27 protein-coding genes are annotated in these 24,095 nt (G+C 70.6%); 8 read left to right on the forward strand and 19 right to left on the reverse strand.

The features are described from left to right. Window positions 1–417 (reverse strand): MarR family winged helix-turn-helix transcriptional regulator, encoded by a 417-nt coding sequence (locus tag ACTXG6_RS29230; RefSeq protein ID WP_445182617.1) that lies wholly within the window; start codon window positions 415–417, stop codon window positions 1–3. Between the two features lie 150 nt (window positions 418–567). On the opposite strand from ACTXG6_RS29230, the gene ACTXG6_RS29235 reads away from it, so the two are divergent. Continuing rightward, window positions 568–2,448 carry an ABC transporter ATP-binding protein gene (locus tag ACTXG6_RS29235; RefSeq protein ID WP_445182618.1) on the forward strand — a complete coding sequence of 627 codons (1,881 nt, stop codon included), beginning with the start codon at window positions 568–570 and terminating at the stop codon, window positions 2,446–2,448. Between the two features lie 5 nt (window positions 2,449–2,453). Here the strand turns inward: ACTXG6_RS29235 and ACTXG6_RS29240 are convergent, their stop codons facing one another. The 3 genes from ACTXG6_RS29240 to ACTXG6_RS29250 all read right to left on the reverse strand — a co-directional run bounded on the left by ACTXG6_RS29240 (window position 2,454) and on the right by ACTXG6_RS29250 (window position 4,932). Then, window positions 2,454–3,575 carry a glycoside hydrolase family 172 protein gene (locus tag ACTXG6_RS29240; protein ID WP_445182619.1) on the reverse strand — a complete coding sequence of 374 codons (1,122 nt, stop codon included), beginning with the start codon at window positions 3,573–3,575 and terminating at the stop codon, window positions 2,454–2,456. A 511-nt stretch (window positions 3,576–4,086) separates the two neighbouring features. Further along, a complete protein-coding gene (locus tag ACTXG6_RS29245; RefSeq protein ID WP_445190128.1) occupies window positions 4,087–4,287 on the reverse strand; it encodes a helix-turn-helix domain-containing protein in 201 nt (66 codons plus the stop codon). 114 nt (window positions 4,288–4,401) lie between these two features. After that, on the reverse strand, window positions 4,402–4,932 hold the full coding sequence (locus ACTXG6_RS29250; RefSeq protein WP_445182620.1) for a hypothetical protein: 531 nt from the start codon (window positions 4,930–4,932) through the stop codon (window positions 4,402–4,404). 348 nt (window positions 4,933–5,280) lie between these two features. Here ACTXG6_RS29250 and ACTXG6_RS29255 point away from each other — a divergent pair, with 348 nt between their 5' ends. Next, complete coding sequence (locus ACTXG6_RS29255) at window positions 5,281–5,970, forward strand: response regulator transcription factor (RefSeq protein ID WP_445182621.1); 690 nt, start codon at window positions 5,281–5,283, stop codon at window positions 5,968–5,970. A 6-nt stretch (window positions 5,971–5,976) separates the two neighbouring features. Then, on the forward strand, window positions 5,977–7,281 hold the full coding sequence (locus ACTXG6_RS29260; protein WP_445182622.1) for a HAMP domain-containing sensor histidine kinase: 1,305 nt from the start codon (window positions 5,977–5,979) through the stop codon (window positions 7,279–7,281). A gap of 26 nt (window positions 7,282–7,307) precedes the next feature. Here the strand turns inward: ACTXG6_RS29260 and ACTXG6_RS29265 are convergent, their stop codons facing one another. Beyond that, window positions 7,308–8,054: a GntR family transcriptional regulator gene (locus tag ACTXG6_RS29265; protein WP_445182623.1), complete on the reverse strand. Its 747-nt coding sequence runs from the start codon at window positions 8,052–8,054 to the stop codon at window positions 7,308–7,310. Window positions 8,055–8,216: 162 nt separating this feature from the next. On the opposite strand from ACTXG6_RS29265, the gene ACTXG6_RS29270 reads away from it, so the two are divergent. From ACTXG6_RS29270 to ACTXG6_RS29280, 3 genes are all read left to right on the forward strand, one after another. Next, window positions 8,217–8,516, forward strand: a complete 300-nt coding sequence (locus ACTXG6_RS29270) for a hypothetical protein (RefSeq protein ID WP_445182624.1) — start codon at window positions 8,217–8,219, stop codon at window positions 8,514–8,516. 1,559 nt (window positions 8,517–10,075) lie between these two features. Continuing rightward, on the forward strand, window positions 10,076–10,417 hold the full coding sequence (locus ACTXG6_RS29275; protein WP_445182625.1) for a hypothetical protein: 342 nt from the start codon (window positions 10,076–10,078) through the stop codon (window positions 10,415–10,417). Beyond that, a complete protein-coding gene (locus tag ACTXG6_RS29280) occupies window positions 10,360–10,506 on the forward strand; it encodes a hypothetical protein (protein WP_445182626.1) in 147 nt (48 codons plus the stop codon). Before ACTXG6_RS29275 ends, ACTXG6_RS29280 begins: the two co-directional genes overlap by 58 nt. Window positions 10,507–10,595: 89 nt before the next feature. Here the strand turns inward: ACTXG6_RS29280 and ACTXG6_RS29285 are convergent, their stop codons facing one another. The 8 genes from ACTXG6_RS29285 to ACTXG6_RS29320 all read right to left on the reverse strand — a co-directional run bounded on the left by ACTXG6_RS29285 (window position 10,596) and on the right by ACTXG6_RS29320 (window position 16,509). Continuing rightward, complete coding sequence (locus ACTXG6_RS29285; RefSeq protein WP_445182627.1) at window positions 10,596–10,793, reverse strand: hypothetical protein; 198 nt, start codon at window positions 10,791–10,793, stop codon at window positions 10,596–10,598. After that, entirely contained in the window at window positions 10,790–11,563 is a 774-nt protein-coding gene (locus ACTXG6_RS29290) for a carboxymuconolactone decarboxylase family protein (protein ID WP_445182628.1), read from the reverse strand. Before ACTXG6_RS29290 ends, ACTXG6_RS29285 begins: the two co-directional genes overlap by 4 nt. Before the next feature lie 9 nt (window positions 11,564–11,572). After that, a complete protein-coding gene (locus tag ACTXG6_RS29295; RefSeq protein WP_445182629.1) occupies window positions 11,573–12,466 on the reverse strand; it encodes an NAD(P)-dependent oxidoreductase in 894 nt (297 codons plus the stop codon). Continuing rightward, window positions 12,459–12,911: a 4-carboxymuconolactone decarboxylase gene (gene pcaC, locus ACTXG6_RS29300; protein WP_445182630.1), complete on the reverse strand. Its 453-nt coding sequence runs from the start codon at window positions 12,909–12,911 to the stop codon at window positions 12,459–12,461. Before pcaC ends, ACTXG6_RS29295 begins: the two co-directional genes overlap by 8 nt. Next, window positions 12,908–13,315: a cupin domain-containing protein gene (locus ACTXG6_RS29305; RefSeq protein ID WP_445182631.1), complete on the reverse strand. Its 408-nt coding sequence runs from the start codon at window positions 13,313–13,315 to the stop codon at window positions 12,908–12,910. The genes pcaC and ACTXG6_RS29305 overlap by 4 nt, the downstream gene beginning before the upstream one ends. A gap of 6 nt (window positions 13,316–13,321) precedes the next feature. After that, window positions 13,322–14,326, reverse strand: coding sequence for an NAD(P)-dependent oxidoreductase (locus ACTXG6_RS29310; protein ID WP_445182632.1), 1,005 nt, complete (start codon window positions 14,324–14,326; stop codon window positions 13,322–13,324). Then, window positions 14,274–15,092 (reverse strand): N-acyl homoserine lactonase family protein, encoded by an 819-nt coding sequence (locus ACTXG6_RS29315; RefSeq protein WP_445182633.1) that lies wholly within the window; start codon window positions 15,090–15,092, stop codon window positions 14,274–14,276. Before ACTXG6_RS29315 ends, ACTXG6_RS29310 begins: the two co-directional genes overlap by 53 nt. Before the next feature lie 70 nt (window positions 15,093–15,162). Next, window positions 15,163–16,509 carry an MFS transporter gene (locus ACTXG6_RS29320; protein WP_445182634.1) on the reverse strand — a complete coding sequence of 449 codons (1,347 nt, stop codon included), beginning with the start codon at window positions 16,507–16,509 and terminating at the stop codon, window positions 15,163–15,165. 222 nt (window positions 16,510–16,731) lie between these two features. Between ACTXG6_RS29320 and ACTXG6_RS29325 the strand changes: the two genes are divergently transcribed. Together ACTXG6_RS29325 and ACTXG6_RS29330 are read left to right on the forward strand one after the other, a co-directional pair. Then, window positions 16,732–17,976 carry an alpha/beta fold hydrolase gene (locus ACTXG6_RS29325; protein ID WP_445182635.1) on the forward strand — a complete coding sequence of 415 codons (1,245 nt, stop codon included), beginning with the start codon at window positions 16,732–16,734 and terminating at the stop codon, window positions 17,974–17,976. Window positions 17,977–18,076: 100 nt separating this feature from the next. After that, complete coding sequence (locus ACTXG6_RS29330; protein WP_445190129.1) at window positions 18,077–18,493, forward strand: HAD family hydrolase; 417 nt, start codon at window positions 18,077–18,079, stop codon at window positions 18,491–18,493. A gap of 22 nt (window positions 18,494–18,515) precedes the next feature. On the opposite strand, the gene ACTXG6_RS29335 is transcribed toward ACTXG6_RS29330, so the two are convergent. The 6 genes from ACTXG6_RS29335 to ACTXG6_RS29360 all read right to left on the reverse strand — a co-directional run bounded on the left by ACTXG6_RS29335 (window position 18,516) and on the right by ACTXG6_RS29360 (window position 24,038). Next, window positions 18,516–19,094 carry a TetR/AcrR family transcriptional regulator gene (locus ACTXG6_RS29335; protein WP_445182636.1) on the reverse strand — a complete coding sequence of 193 codons (579 nt, stop codon included), beginning with the start codon at window positions 19,092–19,094 and terminating at the stop codon, window positions 18,516–18,518. After that, window positions 19,091–19,813 carry a hypothetical protein gene (locus ACTXG6_RS29340; protein ID WP_445182637.1) on the reverse strand — a complete coding sequence of 241 codons (723 nt, stop codon included), beginning with the start codon at window positions 19,811–19,813 and terminating at the stop codon, window positions 19,091–19,093. Before ACTXG6_RS29340 ends, ACTXG6_RS29335 begins: the two co-directional genes overlap by 4 nt. 9 nt (window positions 19,814–19,822) lie before the next feature. Continuing rightward, window positions 19,823–21,028, reverse strand: coding sequence for a phosphotransferase family protein (locus ACTXG6_RS29345; RefSeq protein WP_445182638.1), 1,206 nt, complete (start codon window positions 21,026–21,028; stop codon window positions 19,823–19,825). 605 nt (window positions 21,029–21,633) lie between these two features. Further along, window positions 21,634–22,392 carry an MIP/aquaporin family protein gene (locus ACTXG6_RS29350; RefSeq protein WP_445182639.1) on the reverse strand — a complete coding sequence of 253 codons (759 nt, stop codon included), beginning with the start codon at window positions 22,390–22,392 and terminating at the stop codon, window positions 21,634–21,636. 296 nt (window positions 22,393–22,688) lie between these two features. Beyond that, the gene (locus ACTXG6_RS29355; RefSeq protein WP_445182640.1) at window positions 22,689–22,898 is read right to left on the reverse strand and encodes a hypothetical protein; all 210 of its coding nucleotides are present in this window, start codon (window positions 22,896–22,898) and stop codon (window positions 22,689–22,691) included. 138 nt (window positions 22,899–23,036) lie between these two features. Beyond that, window positions 23,037–24,038 (reverse strand): YihY/virulence factor BrkB family protein, encoded by a 1,002-nt coding sequence (locus ACTXG6_RS29360; protein WP_445182641.1) that lies wholly within the window; start codon window positions 24,036–24,038, stop codon window positions 23,037–23,039. Window positions 24,039–24,095: the final 57 nt, after the last annotated feature.

The raw sequence follows: 24,095 nt of genomic DNA on the forward strand, positions 1-24,095 counted from the left end.
CTAACCGTGCAGCGTGCGCAGGATCCGGGCCAGCTGCTCGCGGTCGCCGGCGCTGAGCGCCCCGAAGATGCGCTCGGCCTCGGCCGCACGGTTCGCCTCGATCGCGTCCCCGACCCGGTGCCCCTCCGGGGTCAACTCGACGAACGTGGCTCGGCGATCCTTCGGATCGGGATGCCGCTCGACCAGGCCACGGGCCTGCAGGATGTCGACGACCTCGGTGGTCGAGCGCGGCGCGATGCGCAGGTGTTCGGACAGCTCGCTCAGGCGCAGCGCGCCGTGGCGTCGCAGCACCGCGAGCGCGCGCCCGTGCGAGGGCGCGATGTCCCACGGGGCCATCGCCTCGCGGGACCTGTGGCGCAACAGCCGGGCGACCCGCCAGAACGCCTCCGGCAGCGTCTCGTCCTCGTCCCGTGCCATCGGAATAGGTTAGCAGCGCTTCGTGTTGTAACCTCATGTTGAGGTAACCTCAGCATTGCAAACGGCCGGCATCGCCGCCGTCCGCCCTGAGCTTCCGCGTCCCGTGACTTCGACCGGGACCGCGACCAATCCGAAAGGAGTGGTTCCGCCATGGAAACCACTGACACATACCAACACCGCGGCGGGGGTACCCGCCCCGCCCCGGACGACGGCCGGGCCAGAACGCCCGGCCGCACCGGCAACGGCCCAGCCGCCGGCGGCCGGGGTCCCCGCAGGAAGGCCACCGCCGCTGAGAAGCAGCAGGCCAGCGAGGTCTCACTCCGACGGGTCGGCCGCCTGTTCAAGCCCTACACGGGACAGCTGGCGGTCGTCGTCGCGGTCATCGTGGCATCCTCCGTCGTGGGGATGGCCTCGCCGTTCCTGCTCCGTGCGGTGATCGACGACGCGCTGCCGCGACGGGATCTGCGCCTGCTCGTCTGGCTGGTCATCGGGATGCTCGCGACGGCGGCGGTGACCGCGGCGTTCGGCGTGATCCAGACCTGGCTCAGCACCAAGGTCGGGCAACGGGTCATGCACACGCTGCGGACCGGCGTCTTCGCCCACCTGCAGCGCCAGTCCCTCGCCTTCTTCACCCGCACCCGGGCGGGCGAGGTCCAGTCCCGCATCACCAACGACATCGGCGGCATGGAGTCGGTCGTCACCTCCACGGCGACCTCCATCGCATCGAACCTGACGACCGTCGTCGCGACGGCGGTCGCCATGGCGGCGCTCTCCTGGCGGCTCTCGCTCATCTCGCTCGTCGTGATGCCGCCCGCCATCTACCTCACCCGCAAGGTCGCCGGGATGCGCCGGGAGATCACCGCACAACGACAGCGCGAGCTGGCCGACCTCAACGTAACCATCGAAGAGGGCCTGTCCATCAACGGGATCGCGCTCAGCAAGACCATGGGCACGGCGACGGCGTTGGTCACCCGGTTCACCGAGTCCTCCACGCGCCTCATCGACCTCGAACTGCGCTCGGAGTTGGCCGGCCGCTGGCGGATGGCCACGATGAGCGTGATCTTCGCCGCGATCCCGGCGGTCATCTACCTCAGCGCCGGCCTGCCCGCCACGTCCGGGCAGCTCACCCTGGGCACACTGGTGGCCTTCACCGCCCTGCAGACCGGGCTGTTCCGCCCGCTGATGGGGCTGCTGGACGTCGGGGTCTCGCTGGTGAGCTCGCTCGCCCTGTTCGCCCGGATCTTCGAGTACCTCGACCTGCCGGTGGACGTGGCCGACCCGGCCGACCCGGTGGAGATCGACCCGAGCCGGGTGCGCGGGGACATCCGTTTCGAGGACGTCACTTTCGGCTACCCGGGCAGCACGACCGCCGCCGTTGCCGGTGTCAGCCTGGAGGTCGCGGCCGGTACGACCCTGGCCCTGGTCGGCGAGACCGGGTCGGGCAAGAGCACGCTCGCCGGACTGGTCTCCCGGCTGCACGACCCGACCGGCGGGCGCATCACCATCGACGGGATCGACCTGCGCGACCTGCGACTGGCCGACCTCAGCGCGATCGTCGGCGTGGTCAGCCAGGACACCTACCTGCTGCACACCACCGTGCGGGAGAACCTGCGCTACGCCAAGCCGGACGCCACCGACGCCGAGATCGAGACCGCCGCGCGCGCCGCGCAGGTGCACGAGCTGATCGCCGGGCTCCCCGACGGCTACGACACCGTCGTCGGATCGCGGGGCTACCGCTTCTCCGGGGGCGAGAAGCAGCGCATCGCCATCGCGCGCACCCTGCTGCGCAACCCCCGGATCCTCATCCTCGACGAGGCCACCAGCGCCTTGGACAACGAGACCGAGCGCGCCGTCCAGCAGGCCTTCGACACCCTCGCCGCCGGGCGCACCACCATCACGATCGCGCACCGGCTCTCGACCGTCCGGGACGCGGACCAGATCGCGGTCCTCGACCGGGGCCGGATCGTCGAGTCCGGCGATCACCACAACCTGCTCAGCAACCACGGCCGCTACGCCGCACTGGCCGCGTAGCGGTCCTAGCGGTTGAGTCGGAGCAGGGAGCGGACCCGGGCACCGAGGCCGCCGGCGCTGGGCGGGACCGCCAGCCGGGTCGTGGCCAGGTGCTCGGTCGGCAGCGGATCGCGGAGCGCGTGCGGTTCCGCCTGGTACCACAAGGCGGTCGTGGCGATGTCGGCCCGGTTGAGCGGGCGGTAGCGGCCGCCGGACTGCCAGCCGAGCGCCTGGACCGTCACCCGCAGGTCCCGCTCGAAGTAGATCGGGTCGGGAGTGTGCCAGCGGTACATCCCGAACCGCTGTTCCGGCCGGTAGATCCGGTCCCTGGGCAGCACCTGGTGCAGGCCGAGATACGCCGTCGAGTACGGCAGGTAGCGGCCGTTGAGGTCGAAGTTCCAGGCTCCGCCGAAGTAGTCCTCGGTGCCCGTGCCGCAGAGCGTGGGGAACTCGTCGTCGCCGTCGAGGTAGAACTTCAGCTCGCCCTCGCCCCACCAGCCGGCGTCGCCCGGCTCTATCGCCAGATACGTTCCGACATAGCGCCCGCGACCACGGACACCGTCCACAATGGTGTGTACCGCCGGATGTCCGAGAGGATTGCTGCGTCGCCAGAAAGCGTGCAGATAACCTGTTCGTTCAGGTAATTCCCGCTGTGTATACGTTACCTGGTAATACACCGGAACATCGTGCCCACTCACATTCTCCAGCGTTATCCGGGCGTGGCCGCGGAACGGCATCTGCCAGTAGCTGTTCAGGCCACCCGCCGGCGCGACAACGATCGGCTCGGAGTTCACCAGGGCCAGCTCGTCGCTCCAGCCGTTGCAGAAGAAGTCGCCGAGCGGCACCTCGACCGAGGGGTGTGCCTCGCCGTCCCAGTACATCCGCAGCACCAGGCGGCGCAGGCTGCCGCGGTCGGTGGTCAACCAGATGTGCTGCACGACCCCCGGTCCCTCGACGTCCGCCAGGGTCGCGGTGTCACCCTCGGCCAGGTGGATCGAGGGCGACACCTTCCAACCCCGGCCCAACTCCCTGGCCGCCGCCGCGCCGGTGCCTTCGCTGGCCATCCCGCCGGCGCCCTTGGTGCCACTGAAGTTCTCCGGGCTCACCGACCGGGTCACCCCGTCATCGAGCCGCCAGATCTCGCGCATGAACGCTCCCCGTGGTCGCGGTGCTCCGGCGACCATCGAACAGCCTCCACCCCACGCGCTGCCACCCGCCCGCGGCGCTGACCGCCGTCATCGCCGTGGCGCTCGCCGTGATCGGCGGCACAGACCCCGTGGCGCTCGTACAGAGTCTGCAAGCTCTGTGCGGGCGGTACCCGGACTGTGCGGCTCGCCGGCGCGGCGCCCTTGGCGAGTTCAGCTCCTAGGGTCATCCGCGCACCCCCTAGGCTCACATTTCGTACGTTTTCATGGTCAACGCAACCTGAGTCGGGTTTTTCCGGCCAGAAACCCGACTCAGGTTGCGTTGACCATGAGTTGCGGCAACTCACCCGTAATGAGCAGATCCGAGCAGTCCGCGTGCACCGGCGAGCACCCCTCGGCACGCCGGCCCCCGGCACAGCAATCCCCGGCACAGACCCCGTGGCGCTCGTACAGAGTCTGCAAGCTCTGTGCGGGCGATACCTGGTCTGTGCGGCTCGCCGGCGCGGGGCGCGGCTCAGCGCCGCTCGCGCCAGTCGTCCTCGAGGATCCGCCGCAGGGACTGGGCGGAGACCCGGTACGAGCCGCCCTCCTGCGCCGCGTCGAGCCGGCCACTCTGAATATGCCGGTACACGGTCATTTTCGAAACATTCAGCACACCGGCTACCTCGGCCACTGATAGTGCGGATTCCCGCAGTTTCACTCCGGCGTCAACCATCACAGATTCACCCACGCAATTGAGCCTGCCAGAGCGAACAATAAGGCGGAGATAAGGAGCCCCTATATTTGTGACGGGTCGGCCCGACCACGGGCGGTCGAGCGGTTCCCGGGACTATCGATGGTGCTCCGGGTAACCGGCGTTCATCCGGTACCGCATCATCTCCTGCGCCAGCCGCTGGTTCCGGTCGTACTGGCCCCAGCCGTGGCCCGGGCCGTAGCCGGGCGGACCGCCCGGCTCGAACGAATCGCTGTCCGACTCCGACGAGTCGCTGTCCGATGACCCCTGGTCGGCGGCCGAGGGCGCGGTCTGGCGCGCGCGGGCCTTCTTCGCCGCCTCGGCGGGCTTGGCCGACTTGGCGGCCTTCGCGGGCTCGGTCGCCGGAACCTCCCCAGCGGGTGGAGCGGGCACCGGCGGGGGCGGTGCCGCCTGGGTCGTCGGCGGGCCGCCGCCACCCCACAGGGGCGCCAGCACACCCACCCGCTTGTCCGCCACGGCCAGCGCCACGAGCACGAGCGAGAGGCCGAGCAGACCGCACAGCGTGGCAACCAGCCACACCCGCCCCCGACTGAACTCACCACCGGGCGCCTCGGCCCGGCCGGGCGGAGCACCGGCGGCGGGCGTGCCGGCCACCGGGCGGGTCATCGGCAACGGAACCCTCGGCGGACCCGGCACCGGTCCACCCGCGCGCACCGGCCCCGACGGCCGACCCCGGGACCACATGGGTTGGGTCCTGGAGGTCGCCACCACCCGGTCCCGGAACCCGTCCGCGGCCGGCGAGCCACTCCCCCTCGCGTACCGCTGTCCTCGCGGTGCGTTCGACACCGTCATACCCCCAGAAGCTACGTCGCGCCGATCAGCCACGACGTTCCCCCGCACGTCAGGCCTAATGGCGCCAACGAGCCGGAGTCGCAGAGGTGACTCTGCTTGAGCAGGCAAGAATGCGACCGTCCCCGCGTGGGGCGGAACCAGGGGCCCGATATCCTCCCGCTCGTGCCCCATGTCCTCGTGATCGAGGACGACGCCGACGTCCGCCGCGGACTCATCCGGTCACTGACCGTGAGTGACTTCGCGACGACATCCGCCTCGTCCGGGTTCGCCGGCCTCCAGGCGGCCCTGGACTGCCAACCTGACCTGATCGTGCTCGACCTGGGACTCCCCGATGTCGACGGCACGGAGGTCCTGCGCATGGTCCGGGCCGTGAGCGAGGTTCCGATCATCGTGGCTACCGCGTGTGACGAGGAGCGCCAGATCGTCTCCATGCTCGACGCCGGCGCCGACGACTACCTCGTCAAGCCGTTCGGTGGCGACCAGTTCGTCGCACGAATCCGCGCGACGCTGCGCCGGGGCCGGCTGAACGCGCGTGATCCGAAGCCGGCTCTCTCGATCGGCGGACTGGTCATCGAGCAGGCCCGCCGGACGGTCACCCTGGACGGCACGCAGTTGCAGCTGGCGCCCCGCGAGTTCGACATGCTCTGTTACCTGGCGGAGCGGCCCGGGGAGGTCGTGTCCAAGCGGGAACTGCTGACCGAGGTGTGGCAGGTCCCGTTCAGCGGAGCGGACAAGACCGTCGACGTGCACCTGTCCTGGCTGCGGCGCAAGCTCGGCGAGAGCGCGCAGTCACCGCGCTACCTGCACACGGTCCGCGGTGTCGGGCTGCGGCTGGCCGACCCGACGGGCTGACCGGCCGTGCGCGGACATCTGGTCACGGTGGTGCTGGCCGCGCTGTCGGTCGTACTCATCATCTTCCTGGTACCGGTCCTGATCCTGATCCGCCGGGACGCCGACAGCCGGGTCGCCCTGACCGCCATGCAGCAGGCCGCGGTGCTGGTGCCGCTGGCCCACGCGGTGCCACCGCCGAATCTGTCCACCCACGCCGAGCACGGGTTCGCCGTCTCGATCGTCACCTCGGACGGCCGGGTGCTCGGCGTGCCGACGTCCCCGTCGCCCTCGATTCAGACCGCGCTGCGTTCCTGCGCAACCTCGACCGGGCGCGTCGCCGACGGCGTCGAGGTGCTGGTGCCGGTCCGCACCGGTCCCGGTTGCGACTCCGTGGTCCGGGTCCAGGCCAGCGACGAGACGACCGGCGCCGAATCGGCGTTGCTGACCGTACTGAGCCTGACCCTGTCGGCGGCGGCGGTGCTGGTTGCCGTCCTGCTGGCGGAACGACTCGCCCGCGGCCTGCTGCGCTCGGTGGCCGACCTGGCCGCCGGCGCCGACCGGATGGCGGCCGGCGACCTCAGTGCCCGGGTCACCCCGGCCGGCCCCGCCGAGATCCGCCGGGTGGGCGACCAGCTCAACCACCTGGCCATCCGGGTGGACCACCTGCTCGACGAGCGGAGCCAGCGCAGCGCGGACCTCACGCACCGGTTGCGCACCCCGCTCACCGCACTCCGCCTGGACATCGACGCCATCCCGGACTCACCCGCCACCCAACGGCTGCTCGCCGACTACGACACCTTGTCCAAGGCGGTCACCGAGGTGATCCGGACGGCCCGGCGCGCCGGCGAGATCCCCTCCCGCCAGCGCTGCGAGCTGACCGAGGTCGCACGCGAGCGCATCGCGTTCTGGGACGTGCTGGCCGAGGACACCGGGCGCAGGATCGGGCAGGACCTCCCCGCCGAGCCGATCCCGGTGCAGGCCAGCCGGGCCGACCTGGAGGCGACGTTCGACGCGCTGCTGAGCAACGTGTTCGCCCACACCGGGCACGGGGTGCCGCTCTGGGTCACCGTCGCGGCGGCTCGGCGCGGCGGCGCCCTGGTCACCGTGGACGACGCGGGACCGGGCTTCCCCGACCTGGACGTCGTCCGGCGCGGGCGTTCCAGCACCGCCTCCACCGGGCTCGGGCTGGACATCGCCCGCCAGACCGCGACCGAGTCCGGCGGGAACCTCCGCCTGGGGCGCTCACCTCGGGGCGGCGCCCGGGTCCAGCTACACCTCGGCAGGCCGGTGGACGACCCGGTCCCGCGCTGGTCGGTGGTCTCCGGGCACTAGCTGATGCCGGCCGGGCCGGGACCTGGCTAGTGCCGGCCGGCCGGCACGCCCTCCAGCGCCGCGAGCCCGGTGGCCGCGGCGTGCTCCAGGTGTTCGATGCACAACCGGGTGGCCAGCTCGACGTTCCGCCCGGTGATGGCGTCGACCAGGGCGCGCATCTCCGCCGCCATCCGCCCGGCCCGCCCGGGCTGCGACAGCGAGGTGGCCCGCAGCAGCCGCACCCTGGCCTGCACGCCGGCCAGGATCTGCTCGATCGTCGGGCTGGCCGCGCCGGCCAACAGCTCCTGGTAGAACAGGTCCTTGGTGCGCAGCAGCCGGTGCATGTCCGCGCCCTCGGCCACGTCCACCTCGAGCCGGGTCACGGTGGCGCGCAGCAGGTCGTGCTGGGCCTGGCTGGCCCGCTCGATGAACCTGCGCACGGTCAGGGCCTCCAGTGCCGCGCGGACCGCGTAGAGGTCCCGTGCCTCGTCGGGCGAGGGCGAGTAGACCACCGCGCCCTTCTGCGGCACGGTGACCACCAGTCCCTCGGCGGTCAGTTCGCGCAGCACCTCGCGGATGGTGGCCCGGGACACCCCGATCTGCTCGATCAGCTCGCGCTCCACGAGCCGCTGCCCGGGCTGCAGCTCGAAGTCGAGGATCGCGTTCCGCAGCCCCTCCAGCACCTGCTCGCGCAGCGGGGCGGCCACCCGGCCGATCCGGATGCCACTGAAGCCCCCCGCCTCGGCGCCGGACGCCGCGGCCGGACCCCCACTCGCGTTCCGTCCAGCGGTCATGAGGTCAGACCCTAGCCCGGCCGGGTCCCCGGCAGTCAGCTCAACACCACCGCGACGTCGCAAGGGGCCGCGCGATCTCATGGCTACTCGGCTCCCAATGGAGGAGGCCGACCGCCTCCGGGACCTCGCCGATGACCTCGGAATGACCAACTCAGACCTCGGTTGACGCGCAAGGCGGTGCGGGCGCTGTGCCGTCCGTTCTGGGCCGCCGGGTGGTCGAACCTGGACATCGTGCACGCGATGGATCACCTGCCCGCCGCGGTCGGGGCTCGGGCCGGCACCCTGATCGGGCGTGGTCCTGGCGAACACCTCGACCCCGTCCAGGCCTGGTGGTGGGTCCGGACCCGCCTCGACGCCTGGCGAGACGCTGACGGTCAGGTCCGCTGCGGCTACTACCAAACCCGGGGCTGTCGCCGGGCCATGCGCGCCGCCGGGGTGCGGTCAGGTCGGCGTGACCGGTGAGCGGACCCATGCCGCGGCCGCGGCGGTTGAGCTGGTGTCCGCGGCGGTCACCCAGCGCCGTGCTCGCCAGGTGTCCGCGGCCGAGCACGGTGCCGCGTTGATGGCCCGCTTGGCCCCCCAGCTACCCGCAGGACCCGTCTCTATGGTGAGGCTCGCCGAGATCGGAACCCGCTGCTGCCCACAGCGGTCGTGTTCCGTCACCCGCGCCCGGCGGGGGCCTCACCACCCGCCCGGGGGTGTACAACGGAGCGTCCGTGTACGCGTACCGGGCCGAGGTCATGGCCGCCGTGGCGCCGCTGTTGCCGGTCCCGGTGCACGACGCGGTGTGGTTCCTCGCCGCACGCCGAGCGCCCTGCTGACCAACCTCACCAGTCCACTGGACGCCGCCGTTCCGTTCAGGATCCTCTTCACTGGCCACTAGAGAACGGGGATGTCAGGTGGGTAACGCCGCTGTCGAGGTCTGCTTCGCGGGGATTGTCATTGCGTGGCGAGGATGGTGGTGGTGTCGAGGTTGTTGTTCATGATGGCCTCGGCCACGTCGGTCAGGCGTTGGTTAGTGCGGCGGGCGTAGGCACGCAGGTGGGTGAAGGCGACCTCGACGGTGGGTCGCTGGGGAGCGGACGAGTGGATTCCCGGTCGGGGTCAGTCGTCATCGGGGTCGGCGGCCCCGACCTCTTCATGTCCGCCGTCATGTTCGCCGTCGTATTCGCTGTGCTTCGCGGTCCTCGTTGTCGGTCGTGAGCTGTCGCTGGGGAACGATCGCAGGATTGTTACTCGCCTTGATGTTGTGATCGCCACCGCTGACCCGGGGGGTTCCGGTTTGACGGAGGTCTGGGTGCGGGCAGCGGCGGGACCACGGGTCTGCCCGACGCGGCCGACTCCGACCTGGACTGGGTGCGGCAGCCGCGGCTCGGCGCCGACGCAAGTGGATCCGCGGGCGGCGAGTATTGGTCCTGACACGGAAGACCGCCGCCGATCCCGTCGCCAGCGGGGGACGTGTGGCGTCAGGTCTGTCGCGGCGGTCTCGCCGGCGAACCCAACCCGCCGGTCGCCGAACATGCCACACCACCCGCCCGCGGCCCTAGTCCATCGCCGTTGGCCAGCGATTATCCACCCGGGTGGCGGTTCATCCCAGGGCCGTCTGCCAGGTAATGATTGACACTAATCTCCTTCCGCCCCAGACCCCGGTGGACGGTGCCGCCACACGCTGTCCCGGGCTGCCTACCCATGGGGGACGGTGACCATCTGGGCCGCCCTCCCCGCACCGAGGGGGTGGGGGAAAGCGACCAGATGTGTGGTGGTCCGGGCACGGTGGGCCTCCCGACACGTCCGTGCCCGGACCACCTCCGTGGGTGCACGCTCACGCTCCACGAGGTACCGACCCCAGCAACACCCGTGTGGGTGACGAGCACCGAGTGCCGGGTGTTGCCGGTACGGGCGTAGGTTCCTGGCCGGCGTGACCCACCCTTGGTCCCCCGTGTGTCGCGCCGACCCACCAGATTGACCCGGTCCCCGCGCAGGGACCCGGTCAGATCCGCCGGCTGGTGGCCAGGGCGTTCGTGTCGCTGGCCGACACCCTGGTCGATGACTACGACGTCATCGGACTGTTGACCCGACTGGTCGTCTACAGCGTCGAGCTACTCGGCGCCGACGCCGCGGGCGTCATGCTGGTCGGCCCGAACGGTCCGCCGCGGCTCGTCGCGGCGTCGAACGACGACGCCGAACTGATCGAGCTGATGCAACTGCAAAACGACCAAGGCCCCTGCCTGGACTGCTACCACACCGCAGCCGCGTCGTCATCGAACAAGCCACAGGAATCCTGGGCCAACACTCCGCGCTGCGCATGGACCACGCATTCGAGATCCTCCGCCGATACGCCCGATCCCAGCACCTGCGCCTAGCCGACGTCGCCCGCGGCCTCGCCGAGGACACCCTCAACCCCGCCACCATCATCGCGGCCACCCACCCACCGGGCTCTCCCCGACCTTGACCCCAAGGCCGGGCCCAGAACCCTCCGAACCGGTCAGCGAGGGCTCAATCCGCTGGGCGCAGTTGAGCGTCGCGCATCACCCTCTCCTCTCATGTCGCCGTGTTCAGCGTGCGCTGACCGGCCGCAAGGCCGCGGATGACCCAGAAGTTGTAGTCCATGTCGAGGGTCGCGTCCGGCAGCCCGTAGGACCCGTAGTCGTGGAACACCTCGCTGCGCCGGACCTGCCGCTGCGCGTACCGGACCGAGAGCACCTGGGCCGCGACGCCCAGCTCGGCTGGGTCGATCACCGGCCGGCCCCATTCTCCCGGGCCGCCGCGATCTCCGCCAGGATCGGGGCCGCCGTCGTCGCGGCGTGGATGCCGACCACGCTGACGATGGACAGCACCTCCATCAGCTCCCCGGTGGTGGCGCCGAGGCGGACCGCGTTGCGCAGGTGCAGCTTCAGCCCGGGCACGTACAGGTGGGTGGCCGAGGCGTCGAACGCGATGTAGATCATTTCCTTGACCTTGGGCGGGAGGGTCCCGGTCTTCCACGGCACCGAGGAGAACTCCACGTAGGCCTCGAACAGGTCCGGCGCCAGCTCGAGGATGCCCTCCCAGAACTCGTGCCAGTAACCCCGGTTCGCGGTGAACTCGGCCTTCAGCCGCTCCTGGCGAGCGTCCATCAGCGCCGGGCCGGTGCGCAGGCCCTCCTCCTCGAGCACCTCCAGCAGCAGTGGCACCCCGATGTTGGCCGCGTGGATGCCGAGGGTGCTGGTCAGCTCCAGCACCTCCATGACCTCGGCCGGGGTGGCGCCGTGCTCCAGCGCGGCGGCGATGTGCTGGCGGATGCCCGGCTCGTAGAGGTGGGTGGCGGCCGCGTCCGCCGCGAGGTACATGAACTCCTTGACCTTCGGCTCCAGGTGCGACTCCTTGAGCCAGGGCACGGCGGAGAAGTTCAGGTACGCGCGCACGAACGGCGGGTCCAGCTCCAGCATCCGCTGCCACCCCTCGCCCCAGGTGCCACGGACCCGGATGAACTCGTCCTTGATCTCCTGCTGCTCGGCGGTGAGCGTCATGGGTGCTCCCTAGTCGGGGCCGGGTACCCCGGCTCGGCGGAGCCAGCGCACGATCTCGGTGTGGTCCGCGCCGGGGCCGAGCTGCTCGACCGCCCGGCCCCACAACTCGACCGTGCGGGCGGCGAGCTGGGACGGGGCACCGGTCGCCTCGGCCAGCCCCAGCGCGATCCGGATGTCCTTGACCATCAGGCCGGCGGTGAAGCCCGAGTCGTAGGTCTCCGGCAGTACGTAGTTCGGCCACTTGTTCTCGGTGGACCCGCTGCGGCCGCTGGAGCCATTGACCGCGTCCAGCATCACCGCGGGGTCCAGCCCGAAGCGCTCGCCGACCAGGATCGCCTCCGAGCTGGCCAGCAGATGCGCGGCGGACATCAGGTTGTTGAGCGCCTTCAGGGCGTGGCCGGCGCCGACGTCACCGACGTGGCGCACCCGCCCCATCAGCGACAGCAGCGGGGTCAGCGTGGCGGCGGCGTCGGCCGGCCCGCCGACCATGATCGTCAAGGTGCCGGCCCTGGCACCGGAGACCCCGCCGGACACCGGGGCGTCCACCAGGGTGACCCCGCGCTCCGCGACCCGCCGCGCCAGCGCTCGGGTGCGCAGCGGCTCCGAGGAGCTCATGTCCACCAGCAGCGCGCCGTCGCCCAGCGCGTCCAGCAGGCCGCCGTCCACGACCTTCTCCACCACGTCGGAGTCCGGCAGCATCAGGATCACCACCGGCGCACCGGCCGCCGCGGCCGCCGCGCTGTCCACCGCCGTGACGACCCCGGCAAGGCCGTCGGTCGCTCCGGCCGCCGCGTCGTAGCCGCGCACCGCGACCCCGCCGGCCGCGACCCGCCGCACCATCGGATCACCCATCCGGCCGAGCCCGACAAAGCCGACGACCCCGGGCAGCTCCGGCTCAGCCACGACCGTTCTCCGAGGCGTGCGCGGCGGCCGTCTCCGCGTCGATCTCACCGAGCACCCGCTCGGCGACCCGGAAGGACTCCAGCGCGGCCGGTGCGCCGCAGTACACGGCGGCCTGCAGCAGCACCTCCTGGATCTCCTCCGTGCTGCAGCCGTTGGTGATCGCGCCGCGCACATGAACCCCGAGTTCGTGGTTGCGGTTCAGCGCGGTGAGCATGGCCAGGTTGAGCAGGCTGCGGGTCCGCCGGTCCAGGCCGGGCCGGCTCCAGATGTCACCCCACGCGGTGGCCGTGACGTACTCCTGGACCGGCCGGGCGAACTCGCTCACAGCGGCCAGTGACCGGTCCACGTGGGCGTCACCGAGCACCTCCCGGCGGATCTTCAGGCCACGTCGGTAGCGGTCGCCGCCCTCGCTGTCGCCGCTGTTGCTGCCGTTCGATGTGCTCACTGCGTCGCCTCCCCGGTCGCGGCCCGGTAATCCTCGTCGCTGACCTCGTCGAGCCAGGTGGTCCTGCCGATCGAGATGGCCAGGTGGGTCAGCACCGTGTCGACGGTGCCGCCGTGCCAGTGCCGCTCCCCCGGTGGCACCCACACCACGTCGCCGGCGCGGATCACCTGCGGCTTCTCACCGTGCGGGCAGACCCAGCCCAGACCGGCGGTGACCACCAGGATCTGGCCGCCGGTGTGGTGGTGCCAGTAGGTGCGGGCGCCCGGTGTGAAGGTGACCGAGTTGATCGTGTTGCCTTCCTCGGTGGTGGGCAGCACCGGATCGCCCCACACCGTGCCGGTGAACGTCTCGGTGCGGTTCTGGGTAGGTGTGCTCTCTGGGGCGCGGCCCCGCACGATCTGCACTGCTGCTCATCCCTCCGTGTTGCTGGTGTTGCTGGTGATGTTGCCGCCGTGCACGCGCACGCCGCCGGAGATGTCACCGATCGCGTCCACCACGCGGTTGCTGATCTGGTCGCCGTAGCCGAGGTTCTCCGCCAGCCCGAAGCTGGCCAGCGGCCCGGCCGCGTTCAGGCTGGGCACGCCGAGGCGGCCGAGGAGGTCGAGGTAGAGCGCCACGTCCTTGGTCATCAGCCGGCTGGTCAGCCCGCCCTCCAGGTAGTCGCCGGTCACGATGCGCGGGAACCGGTTGAGCGTGGCGAAGTTGACCCCGCTGCTGTGGTTGATCACCTCGAGCAGCTGGGCCAGGTCCAGCCCGGCCCGGCGTCCGGCCACCATCACCTCGGCGCTGGCCGCCAGGCTCACCGCGTTGAGGAAGTTGTTCAGCAGCTTGGCGGTGTGACCCGCGCCGGAGGCGCCCATGTGGTGGACCTGCGCGGCGATCGGCTCCAGCACCCAGCCGATGTCGGCGAGCGCGCCCGGGTCGCCCCCCACCATGATCGTCAGCGTGCCCTTGTCGGCGGCCGCGGCGCCGCCGGAGATGCCGGCATCCAGGTAGTGCACACCGACCCGGCCGGCCTCGGCGTGCAGCACGGTCGTCGAGGCGGGCGACGCGGTGGACAGGTCGGCCACGGTCGTGCCCGGCTTCGCGGCGGGCAGCAGCGCGCGGACCACCGGCTCGACCACGTGGCTGTCCGGCAGCGACAGCAGCACCACCTCGGCGCGCCCGGCCACCTCGGCCGGGTCGGCGGCCGGTTCGGCACCGGTGGCCTCGGCGCGCCCGGCCACCGGGTCGTGCCCGACCACCGTCATACCGGCGTCCACCAGACGACGGGTCATCCGCCCGCCCATGTTGCCCAGGCCGACGAAACCGACCGTTCCGCGTGTCATCCCGGCGCTTTCCTTCCGCTCGTTCACGTCGAGCTCAGTCCTTCCCGCGCCGGCCGGCGATGCGCACGACCAGGTCGTCGAGCCCACCGGGCAGCCCGGTGAGCCGGTCCGGGAACAGCGCGCCCACCCGTGCGTCGTGGCCGGGCACCAGCAGCCGGCCCGGGTCGGCGGTCATCTCGCGCAGCAGGTCGAACCCGCGGTACATGTCCCGCAGGTCGGCGACGACGAAGAAGGGCCGGTCCCGCTCCAGCTCCTCGTAGAAGTGCAGCGCGTCCGCGGCCAGCACGGCGGCACCGCCGTCCACCGCGACCTGCGCGACCAGCTGGCCGGGGGTGTGCCCGCCGACCACGACCAGCTCCAGGCCGGGCGCGAGGTCGAGAGTGTCCTCCACCAGCCGCAGCCGCCCCTCGGCCCGCAGGCCGGCCAGCCGGGCCAGCTCGTCGGCCTCGGTGGAGTGCGCGAACTGGCCCCGGCCGGCGTAGGGACCGGTCCAGAACTCGAACTCCCGGCGGGCGATCACGATCTCGGCGGCGGGGAACCGGTCCAGGTTGCCGATGTGGTCGTAGTGCGCGTGGGTCACCACCAGCTGGCTCACCTCGGCCGGGTCGATACCGAGACCACGCAGCGCATCGGCCGGGTCGACCAGCTGGGTACGGCCCCGCCGGCGCCCGGCCGCCGCGCCGAATCCGCAGTCCACCACCACGGTGCGCTCGGCGTTGCGCACGACCCAGAAGAAGTAGTCCATCGGCAGCTCGACGTCGGGCTCGCCGTAGACGTGGTAGTTGAGGTACGACTCGGACTTGCGCGCCACCCTGGTGCCGTAGCGGACCGCCAGCACCTCGTAACCACTCACCGCGCCATGCCTCCGATTGTCTACTCGTCTGACATTCTGTCACGCCCACTGCACGGGTGCCCCCGGCTTCTCAGGTGCTCCGGGTGAAGTCCACATCCTTCGTCTCCGGACCCGCCGCCGCGCCCACCGCGCCCAGGACCCCGCCGATGACCAGCAGCACGATGGACGCCAGCGCATAGGGCATGAACTGCCCGAGCCCTTCGAGGTAGAACGCGTAGAACGACGGGATGATCACCGAAACGCTGAAGCCGAGCCCGAAGCCGGAGGCGCGGACGTCGGTGTGGAAACGTTCGTTGATGTACGGGAGCACGACGCCCCACGGCGCGGTGACCAGCACGGAGAAGGCGCACACCAACAGGACGACCATCCCGAACGACAGCCCGGTCCCGGTCACGAGCAGCGCCAGCAGCACCGAACCGAAGATCGCGATGGACGGTCCGAGGATCATGAAGAACCGCCGCCGGCCGATCCGCTGCCCGAGGATCCCGGAGCCGATGTAGCTGACCACCAGGCACGCGTAGGCGATGAGCAGCGTGAGGGTCAACTGGGTGTTCGACAGCTTCAGGAAGGTGTGCAGGACGGTGGTCGGCAGGTACAGGGTGACCAGGTTCTGGGTCAGCCAGAAGCCGGTCATCATCGTGAACACCTGCAGGAAGCTCTTGCCGGTGCTGCCTTTCAGCAGGTTGCGCAGCGGGAACGACTTCTTTTCCGACGCCTCCCAGATCTCCGACTCCGACACGCTCCGCACGTAGTAGACCGCCAGCGCCAAGGCCAGCAACGAACCGAGCACGAACGGGATCCGCCAGCCCCACACCGCGTACGGCGAGTCCGGTCCGGCCAGCGGGAAGATCGCGAACGACGCCATGCCGACCAGGTTGATGACGATGTAGGCGAGCGGGAACGCCGCCAGGATCACGCCGCCGAGCAGGCCGCGCCGGTGCTTCGGCGAGTACTCCATCGCCAGCGGCAGCGCACCGGTGTAGCCGCCGCCGAGGCAGATCCCGTCCAGGAAGCGCAACACGATCAGCAGCCAGTAGGACGCGATGCCCAGTGTCGTGTAACCGGGCACGAAGGCGATCAGCAAGGTGATGACACCGAACCCGGAGACGGAGGCGATGGTGGTCTTGCGGCGGCCGATCCGGTCCGCCAGCGCGCCGAAGATCGCCGCTCCGACCGGGCGCCCGACCAGGGTCGTCGCGAAGACCAGCGAGGTCAGGATCCCGGCGAGCCCCGGCGACAGCTGGGCGGGCTGGAAGTACATCAGCGCCGGCGTCAGGATCACGGTGGGCAGGTAGATGTCGAACATGTCGACGAACTCGGCGAAGAAGGCCCCCAGGGTGGCGGAGCGCCGCTTCGCGGCCAAGTCCGGGGACTGCCGCTCCAGGTCCAACCTGGCAGCCCGACCAGTGTGTGCCATCTGGGGCCCCATCCGTCGCCGCAACGTTGCGTGGTGGCCGCCGCGCTGAGTCAGTTCAGCTCGGCGGTCGATCGTTCCTGTCTGTTCGTCCGACAATCTGGCGCCGACGGTAATCCGCCCGATTTAACTCGGTCAAGGCCTTGCACCTCCCGCACTCGGCCTGAAATCGTCTGACGGTCGAACAATCCTGGGTCAACGGCTTGGGTCAACAGGGAGGTACCGATGGTCCCCTCGCTCGAGGATGTCCGGGACGCTTCAGCCGCCGTGACACTGGCCGGGCTGCCTGCCTGCCACCCGTGGTCGGCCCTGCTGGAGATCGGCGACCTCCGCTTCGGCGTGCGGGTCGCCGACGGCGAGCTATCCCTCGCCGACGACGTCTCGATCAACTCCAGCTGGGACTTCAGCTTCAGCATCTCCGCCACCGAGTGGTCGGAGTTCTGCGCCCTGCCGGTGACCAGGGGCAACACCTCGGCACAGGCGCTTGTGGCGACACGCGGCGCGGACCGGGTGCGGGGCAGCCGTGAGGTCTGGGCCCGCGCGGCCGGCGCGCTCGACCGGGTCATCGAGGCCGTCAGGGCGCACGGCCGGGTGGCACCGCCGGTTCGACCGGCACCGCGACAGGCACCGCTGGGACTGGGCCCGATCGAGGGCCGGTATCTGACCGTCGAGATCGAGGGCGAGGTACGGCGCATCTACGTCGAGTCGGCCGGCGCCGGGGTGCCGCTGCTGTGCCTGCACACCGCCGGCGCCGACTCCCGCCAGTTCCGCCACCTGCTCGAGGACCCCGAGCTCACCAGCCACTACCGGGTCGTCGCCTTCGACCTGCCCTGGCACGGCCGGTCCGACCCACCGGAGGACTGGCAGACACAGCGCTACGCCCTCACCACCGAGACCTATGCCGCCACCGTGCTCGCCGTGTCGGACGCACTGCGACTGAGCCGCCCGGTGCTGCTGGGCTGCTCGATGGGTGGCGCCATCGCGCTGTACCTGGCCAGCCGGTACGGCGAGCGGTTCACCGGGGTCTGCGCGCTGGAGGGCGGGCTGGGCAACCCGGGCCGCTTCGTCGACTGGACGCACCGCGCCGACGTCGACCACTCCGCGTTCCTCACTAGCTGGGTCGGCGGCCTGATCGCGCCGGGCAGCCCGGCCGGGCCGAGGGCGCAGACGCTGTGGGGGTACGCGCAGTCCGGCCCCGGCATCTACCAGGGCGACACGTACTTCTACTCCCAGGACCTGCCCCGGTACGCCGGGGACCTCGGGCCGGCCGGCTGCCCGCTGTACGTCTTCAGCGGCGAGTACGACTACTCGGCGACGACGGAGATGAGCAGGGCGGCCGCCGAACAGCTGGGCGGTGAGCTGATCGAGATGCCCGGGCGGGGGCATTTCCCGATGTCCGAGGACCCGGCCGGGTTCGCCGAGTACCTCTTCCCGGTGCTCGACCTGCTGCACGCCAAGTACCCGGCCTGACCGGCGGCCGCGGCACCGGTCAGGCCGGCTCCAGGACCTCCGGGCCCGCCTCGGCTGCCTCCGCCGCCACGAGCGCGGCCTGGGCCGCCGCAGCCCGTGGATCGACGGGATGGCCGAGGTGCTCACCGACATCAGGGACCGCAACGAGTTCTCCGCCGTGGTCACCATGTCCCCCGACTTCTTCGCCGACCTGCTCCGCACCGTCGGCGCCGACGACGTCCACGCGTCCCGCTTCCCCGCGCTGCCCATGCGCCGAGCACCGGACCCCGCCGGCATCCTCACCCCGGCGGACAAGGTCACCATCGTCGATGCACTGCTCGCGAAGCACGGCATCGACACCGAACGGTGCATCGCCTACGGCGACTCCGGCTCGGACATCCCGCTGTTCGAGCACCTGCGCCACACCGTGGCGGTCAACGCGACGCCGGCGCTCGAGTCGATCGCGGCCCACCACTTCACCGGCGGCGATCTCTATGCCATCTACGCCGCGACGCGCGAACATCTCGTCCCGGGCTGAGCCGCACGCACGGACCGCTCGGTCAGCGCACCAGCGCGGGCAACAGCATCCGGGCGAGCAGCCGGCGGTCGCTCTGTTCGTCGGAGACGCTCTGGGCGCGCGACCCGACGAGCATGAGCGTCACGTAGGTGAGCCACCGCTCGATGTCGTCGTAGTTGTGGCCGGCCACGAGGTGACCGTCGCGCTCGGCCGCCTCCAGTACCGGGCGCCAGATCTCCCCGGTCAGCTTCGGCATCAGCCGGTCCGCACCGACGATCTTGCTGATCATCGCGAACTCGCCCTCGCCGACCAGTCCCTGCATGTAGGGCTCGGCGAGTGAGTCCTCGACGATGAACAGCAGACCCTCGACGACCTTGCTGGCGAAGTAGCGCTGGCGGTCGATCACCTCGGTGGCGCGTTCCCGCAGCCGGCGGGCCTTGGCCGCGAGGACGGCGCGCACCAGGTCGTCGCGGCCACCGACGTGGTCGTAGAGCGCCTGACGGCGCACCCCGGACGCCTTCGCCACGTCGCCCATGGTGAAGCGCTGCAGGCCGAAGTGCTCGATCGACGCCTCGGCGGCGCGCAGGATGCGCGCCACGACGTCCGTCTCGGTGGCCGTCAAACCAGCTGGGCCGACGGCTCGCGCTGCTCGCTCACCGGCGCGCGCCAGCGGATGCTCGCGTACAGCAACCCGAGGCCGCCGAGCAGGCAGCAGAGGTCGAGCAGCACCCATTGCGTCGACCGGAACGCGTCGCCGAACCAGAGTGTGTTCGCACCCGCCCAGCATACGACGAGGATCAGATAGCCGACCCAGATGATCGGCGTCTGACCGGCCATCGACCGGCGCCGCACAGCCAGCGCGGTGCCCATCAGCGGATAGGAGAGGTTGGCGATGCCGAAGCTGGCCGCGTAGATCGGGTCGTCGAGGGCGTACTTCACCGCTTCCCAGCACACGCAGGCGCCGATCACCCCGGCGACGACCAGCGCGGCGAACTGGGCCTGGCTTGCTCTCGGCAGCAGCTCCCGGCGGCCGTACTGGAGCACCTGGGCGAGGTAGACCGTCTCGAAGATCACCGTCAGCACGAGCGCCGCCCAGAACAGCTTCACGTACCAATGGTCGATCTTGTTGAACCAGTCGTCGAACCGGTAGACGAAGGACAGGTCGTGCGCGAACCAGAACATCGTGCAGAAGATCGGAATCGTCACGATCTTGTCCCGGCGGGCGACCCGGAACGCCTCGATGAAGAAGATGTAGTTGCCGATCATGGCGAATGCGCAGACGATCAGCACCGGCCACTTGTGCTGGTCGATGCTCGCGAGCAGGTCCTGGGCGCTGTACATGACTCCTCCTCAGGCCTGGGCCAGCACGGGCCGCTCGTTGATCGCGTCCAGGGTCTCCAGGTCGTCGGCGGCGACGCAGATACGCCGGACCGACTCCATCACGATGTCGTGCGGCTGGTAGTCGGGCTGGGCCCAGTGCCGCCCCAGGGTGCCCAGCCACATGAACATGGCGTGCGGCATCTGCTGGCGGTAGGCCAGGAAGGCGTCCTCGGGCGAGGGTGCGGCGATACCGGCCTCGGCGAGCCGCTTGCCGTGCCGGTCCACCAGGTCGCGCTCCCACGCACGGCGGTCCGCCGGGGGAAGGCCCGACGCCAGCGCATAGGCGATGTCGCGCGCCCAGCCGCCCTGGACCACGCACTGCCAGTCGCACAGCCCCATCCGGCCGTCCCTCGTCACGTACCAGTTACCGGGGTGCACGTCGGAGTGCAACATCGTCTGGGGACCGCTGATGTTGATCTCCAGAGAGCGCATCATCGCATCCGGGACCTCGTGGCGGCGGTCGTACAACCGAGCCGGAATGACGTCACGGCCGCGCTCGAAACCGCTGAGGATGCGTGCCGCCGCGCCGATGGTGACGTTCAGGGTGGCCATGAAGTCGTACGAGTTCCACAGCCAGCTGCCGTACATCTTCCGCAGCGGCTTCTCCCAGAACGCCACGTGCAGGCTGGCGAGGGTATCGACGACGTCCTCGGCCTGCTCGCGGGTCAGCGTGCGGGTCAGGACGGTGCCGAAGACCGCGCCCTCGGTGGCGGCCAGGTCGTCGACGATCAGCAGCTGCCGGTTGGAGACCGGGTCGTAGGCCGAGTAGCGGGTGGGCGGCGCCTCGATGTCCAGCCCGGGCCGGACCTGTGCGTAGAAGTTGGCCTCGATCCGGCTCAGGCCGGCGGCCGCCGACACCAGGCGGGTCTTGAACGTCGGCCCTGACTTCGTGAACAGCTGGGTGGGGAGCCCCGCCGCGGTACCGGCCTCGTTGTAGGTGATCGTCAGCCGTCGGCGCGATGACGTGCCGTCGTCGCGCCCGCCGAGGTCGTGGCGCAGCACCCGGGCACCGCGGACGCCGTCGCAGAGCGCGAGGGTCAGCCACTCGTCGGTCAGGTGGTCGGGCGAGGGCGGGACGGCCCGCAGGTTGGTCGGCCGCGGCTTGGTGATCCGCTCCTTGACCACGTGATAGGCGATGCGGCCGGTGAGCGCCGCAAGCTCGACTCGGGGATCCATGTGAGCAACTTAACAGGACACCGGACAAGAGTCATCCGTTGTCCGTCACCGCAGGTCAGCACTGGGCGGCCATCGCCACTCACGGGCCCGGCGGCGGGACAGTTGTCCCTAGAGATCCTCGGGCGTGGGGAGAAATGGGGTCCTGGCCAGCCATGTTGAGGTGGCACGGCCGGTCACCCTAGACAGGACCACCGCAATGCCACCGAGGGGTAGCACCGCGTCACCGCCAGGCTGCCTGGCGTCGGCCCCTGGCGCGTCCATTGTCACCGAGACCAACGTCAGTCCGGTATTTTTCGCCGAAGTCAAGACTCAGGTTACTTTCGACGCACCCCTCAGGTCACCGAATGTGACTGTCGCGGCGTAGCGGCGGGCGGCGATCTGTCGATCAGGACCGCGATTCCCCGGCGTGAGCGTCGGGAGGCGCAACCTCACTGGGAGACCCCTGAACAATGCATGCTCTGCTGCGCGCCCAGTCGGCGCCTCGCGGCGTTGTCCTCGGAGTGGCCGACACAACAGCGGTATCGGTCACTCCGAGGACGACACAAGCCTTGCGACGCATCCAACTGGATCACCGCTCGCGACGAGCGGCATCATTCAGGGCCCTCCTAGGCGTGGGCGGTGCTCGCGGCGGGTTGAGGCTCCTGAATCTCGACAGCTGATCCCGCACGGTCCGCGCGGGTGCGCGATATCGCGCCGTAGACGAGGCCGGCCAGCGCACCCGCGGCGAGCTCGGCGAGCAGGTAGACCGGCAGCTGGCTCCAGGTCACGGTGCCGCCGGCGAGCTGCTGGACGAGCATGGGCCCGAAGGCGCGGGCGGGGTTGATCGCGGCGCCGGTCGCCGGGGCGACCGGGATGATCGCGGCGAAGACGACGAACCCGATGGCGAGCCCCGCAAAGCCGGCGGCGGCCTTGCGGTGGATCACCCCGAACACGGTGAAGACCAGGATGAACGTGCCGACGAACTCGGCGAAGAAGGCCTGCCCGGTGCCGACGCCGGCGGAGTAGCTGGCGACGCCGAGGCCCACCTCGCTGGCCTTCGGCCCGAGCACACCCAGGATCGCGCCCGCGCCCAGGATCGCCCCGAGAACCTGTGCGGCCCAGTACGCCGGGACCCGCGACCAGGGGAACTTGCCGGTCACCGCGAGCCCGAGCGTGACGGCGGGATTGATGTGGTTGCCCGACACGTGACCCAGAGCGTAGACGGTGGCCACGACCACGGTGGCGAATGCGAAAGAGATCATGCCCAGATCCGCCATCGTGAACGGGGCGCCACCGTTCACGATGAGCGTCGCCGGGACCGCGCCGACACCGATGAAGACCAGGAACGCGGTGCCGATCGCCTCGGCCGACAACCGCTGAACCATCGTTGGCTCGTCCATAACACCCTCCCGAGGTGCTGCTGGATGTGCTCGCGAGCGACCCGGCTCCAGTCCGGACATTCTCGAAGCTCATTCGACGATGTCGAATGTTCTGCGGACGGTACGCCAGTGTTGCGGCCATCACAAGAGCCGTACGACAAGAAGGCACAGGTTTCGCGTCTTAGGCGCACCACGAGGTGCGCGGCGCCGCCGGCGTCGAGATGCCCGGCGCCGCGGGCGTCGATCGTCCAGCCGGGAGCGCGCCGTTCCGTCGGGGCCGCCGCAATGCCCCGAATCGACCCCTACGGAGCGTCGAAGCGGAATCCGCAGTTGAGCTCGTGCTCGTCGCGCAACCGCTCAGCGGCCTCGAGCTGGCCGGGCTGGAACTGGGCACCCCAGGGGCAACCGTCGACCAGGTACCTGCAGCGGAACCACTGCGACCAGGTCTCCTCGACCGGACTGGTCGGCGTGACCGGCGTGACCGGCTGGAGCGGATCGGTCGGACTGTCCACGTCATGCACGGCGACAGTGCCCCCTCACAACGGTCGGCTGACGGATCTCCAGGACTCATCCGGATGCCGAGGGAGCAGCACCCTACCGGGGTAGCCGCGGGCCGCCCGCCGGGGCCTCGACCGCGTGATCCCGACGCACTAGCTCTCGGTGCCCCCCGTGCGGGGAGTCGGCGGCGGACTGAACTCGCTCTGCACCGTTTGGTAGGTCTTCTGCCGTTCGGTTCGGGCGTATGCGGCATAGGCCCGACGGTCGGCGGGCGTCAGGCTCCGGTCGTTCGGATCGGGGGCGAGCAGGCTGCGTGGGTAGAGCCGGTGCGCGCGCACGGCGTTGATCTCGGCGCCGAGCACCAGGATGAGCGCGCCGAGGTACAGCCAGCCGATCAGGCCGAGCACGATGCCGAACAGGCCGTAGGTCGCGCTCGCTCCACGCAGCTCGTGCCCGACCAGGTACGCACCGACGGCCAGCAACACCTCCCACAGCACGGCCGCCGTCAGCGCACCGGGCCACAGCTGTCGCAGCGGCGGACGGTTCGCGGTGAGTACGCGGTAGGCGAGCGTGAGCAGCACGGCGTTGATGGCCACCGAACCCAGGGCGGCGGCAGCGCTCACCGCCGCGGCGACGCCACCACCCCGATCGGTCTGTACGGCGGTGACCAGCGCGGAGAACGCGGTGCCCACCACGACCTCGGCACCCAGCACCGCGAGCAGCCCGAGCCCCCGACCGTAGGCGGCGAGCAGGCTCGGCCGGTCGGCGCGCGGGACGGCCCAGATCTTGTTCATGGCGTTCTGCGTGGCCAGGGCAACGCCGAGCGCCCCGTAGATGCTCCCGGCCACGCCGACGACCGCTCCGGCGGTGGTGCCGTGCAACGAGTGCACGTTCTCTCCGATCTGGTCGCCGATGATCGGGAACTCGCGCAGCGCGGAGTGCAGCACCGCCTGTTGCAGCGCGGCATCACCGGTCATCGCGAAGCCCAGGCAGGTCACCAGGAGCAGCAGCAGCGGGAACAGCGACACGAAGCCGTAGTAGGTGATCATGGCGGCCAGGGAGGTGGCCTGGTCGTCGATCAGCTTGTAGAGCACCGCCAACGGCCAGGACAACCATTTCCGTTGGCGCTGCTGACGGTCCAGCGACTCCGCCATGGCCACGGCTCACCTCCCGCTGGTCGCCCTCCCCTCTGCGATACCCGGAATCCGGCC

The organism is Pseudonocardia sp. Cha107L01 (assembly GCF_052566575.1).

Bases quoted from the DNA above. Each gene is read 5' to 3' on its own strand.
- ACTXG6_RS29230 (WP_445182617.1), bottom strand. From the start codon at position 417: ATGGCACGGGACGAGGACGAGACGCTGCCGGAGGCGTTCTGGCGGGTC.
- ACTXG6_RS29235 (WP_445182618.1), top strand. From the start codon at position 568: ATGGAAACCACTGACACATACCAACACCGCGGCGGGGGTACCCGCCCC.
- ACTXG6_RS29240 (WP_445182619.1), bottom strand. From the start codon at position 3,575: ATGCGCGAGATCTGGCGGCTCGATGACGGGGTGACCCGGTCGGTGAGC.
- ACTXG6_RS29245 (WP_445190128.1), bottom strand. From the start codon at position 4,287: ATGGTTGACGCCGGAGTGAAACTGCGGGAATCCGCACTATCAGTGGCC.
- ACTXG6_RS29250 (WP_445182620.1), bottom strand. From the start codon at position 4,932: ATGACCCGCCCGGTGGCCGGCACGCCCGCCGCCGGTGCTCCGCCCGGC.
- ACTXG6_RS29265 (WP_445182623.1), bottom strand. From the start codon at position 8,054: ATGACCGCTGGACGGAACGCGAGTGGGGGTCCGGCCGCGGCGTCCGGC.
- ACTXG6_RS29280 (WP_445182626.1), top strand. From the start codon at position 10,360: ATGGACCACGCATTCGAGATCCTCCGCCGATACGCCCGATCCCAGCAC.
- ACTXG6_RS29290 (WP_445182628.1), bottom strand. From the start codon at position 11,563: ATGACGCTCACCGCCGAGCAGCAGGAGATCAAGGACGAGTTCATCCGG.
- ACTXG6_RS29320 (WP_445182634.1), bottom strand. From the start codon at position 16,509: ATGGCACACACTGGTCGGGCTGCCAGGTTGGACCTGGAGCGGCAGTCC.
- ACTXG6_RS29325 (WP_445182635.1), top strand. From the start codon at position 16,732: ATGGTCCCCTCGCTCGAGGATGTCCGGGACGCTTCAGCCGCCGTGACA.
- ACTXG6_RS29340 (WP_445182637.1), bottom strand. From the start codon at position 19,813: ATGTACAGCGCCCAGGACCTGCTCGCGAGCATCGACCAGCACAAGTGG.
- ACTXG6_RS29345 (WP_445182638.1), bottom strand. From the start codon at position 21,028: ATGGATCCCCGAGTCGAGCTTGCGGCGCTCACCGGCCGCATCGCCTAT.
- ACTXG6_RS29350 (WP_445182639.1), bottom strand. From the start codon at position 22,392: ATGGTTCAGCGGTTGTCGGCCGAGGCGATCGGCACCGCGTTCCTGGTC.
- ACTXG6_RS29360 (WP_445182641.1), bottom strand. From the start codon at position 24,038: ATGGCGGAGTCGCTGGACCGTCAGCAGCGCCAACGGAAATGGTTGTCC.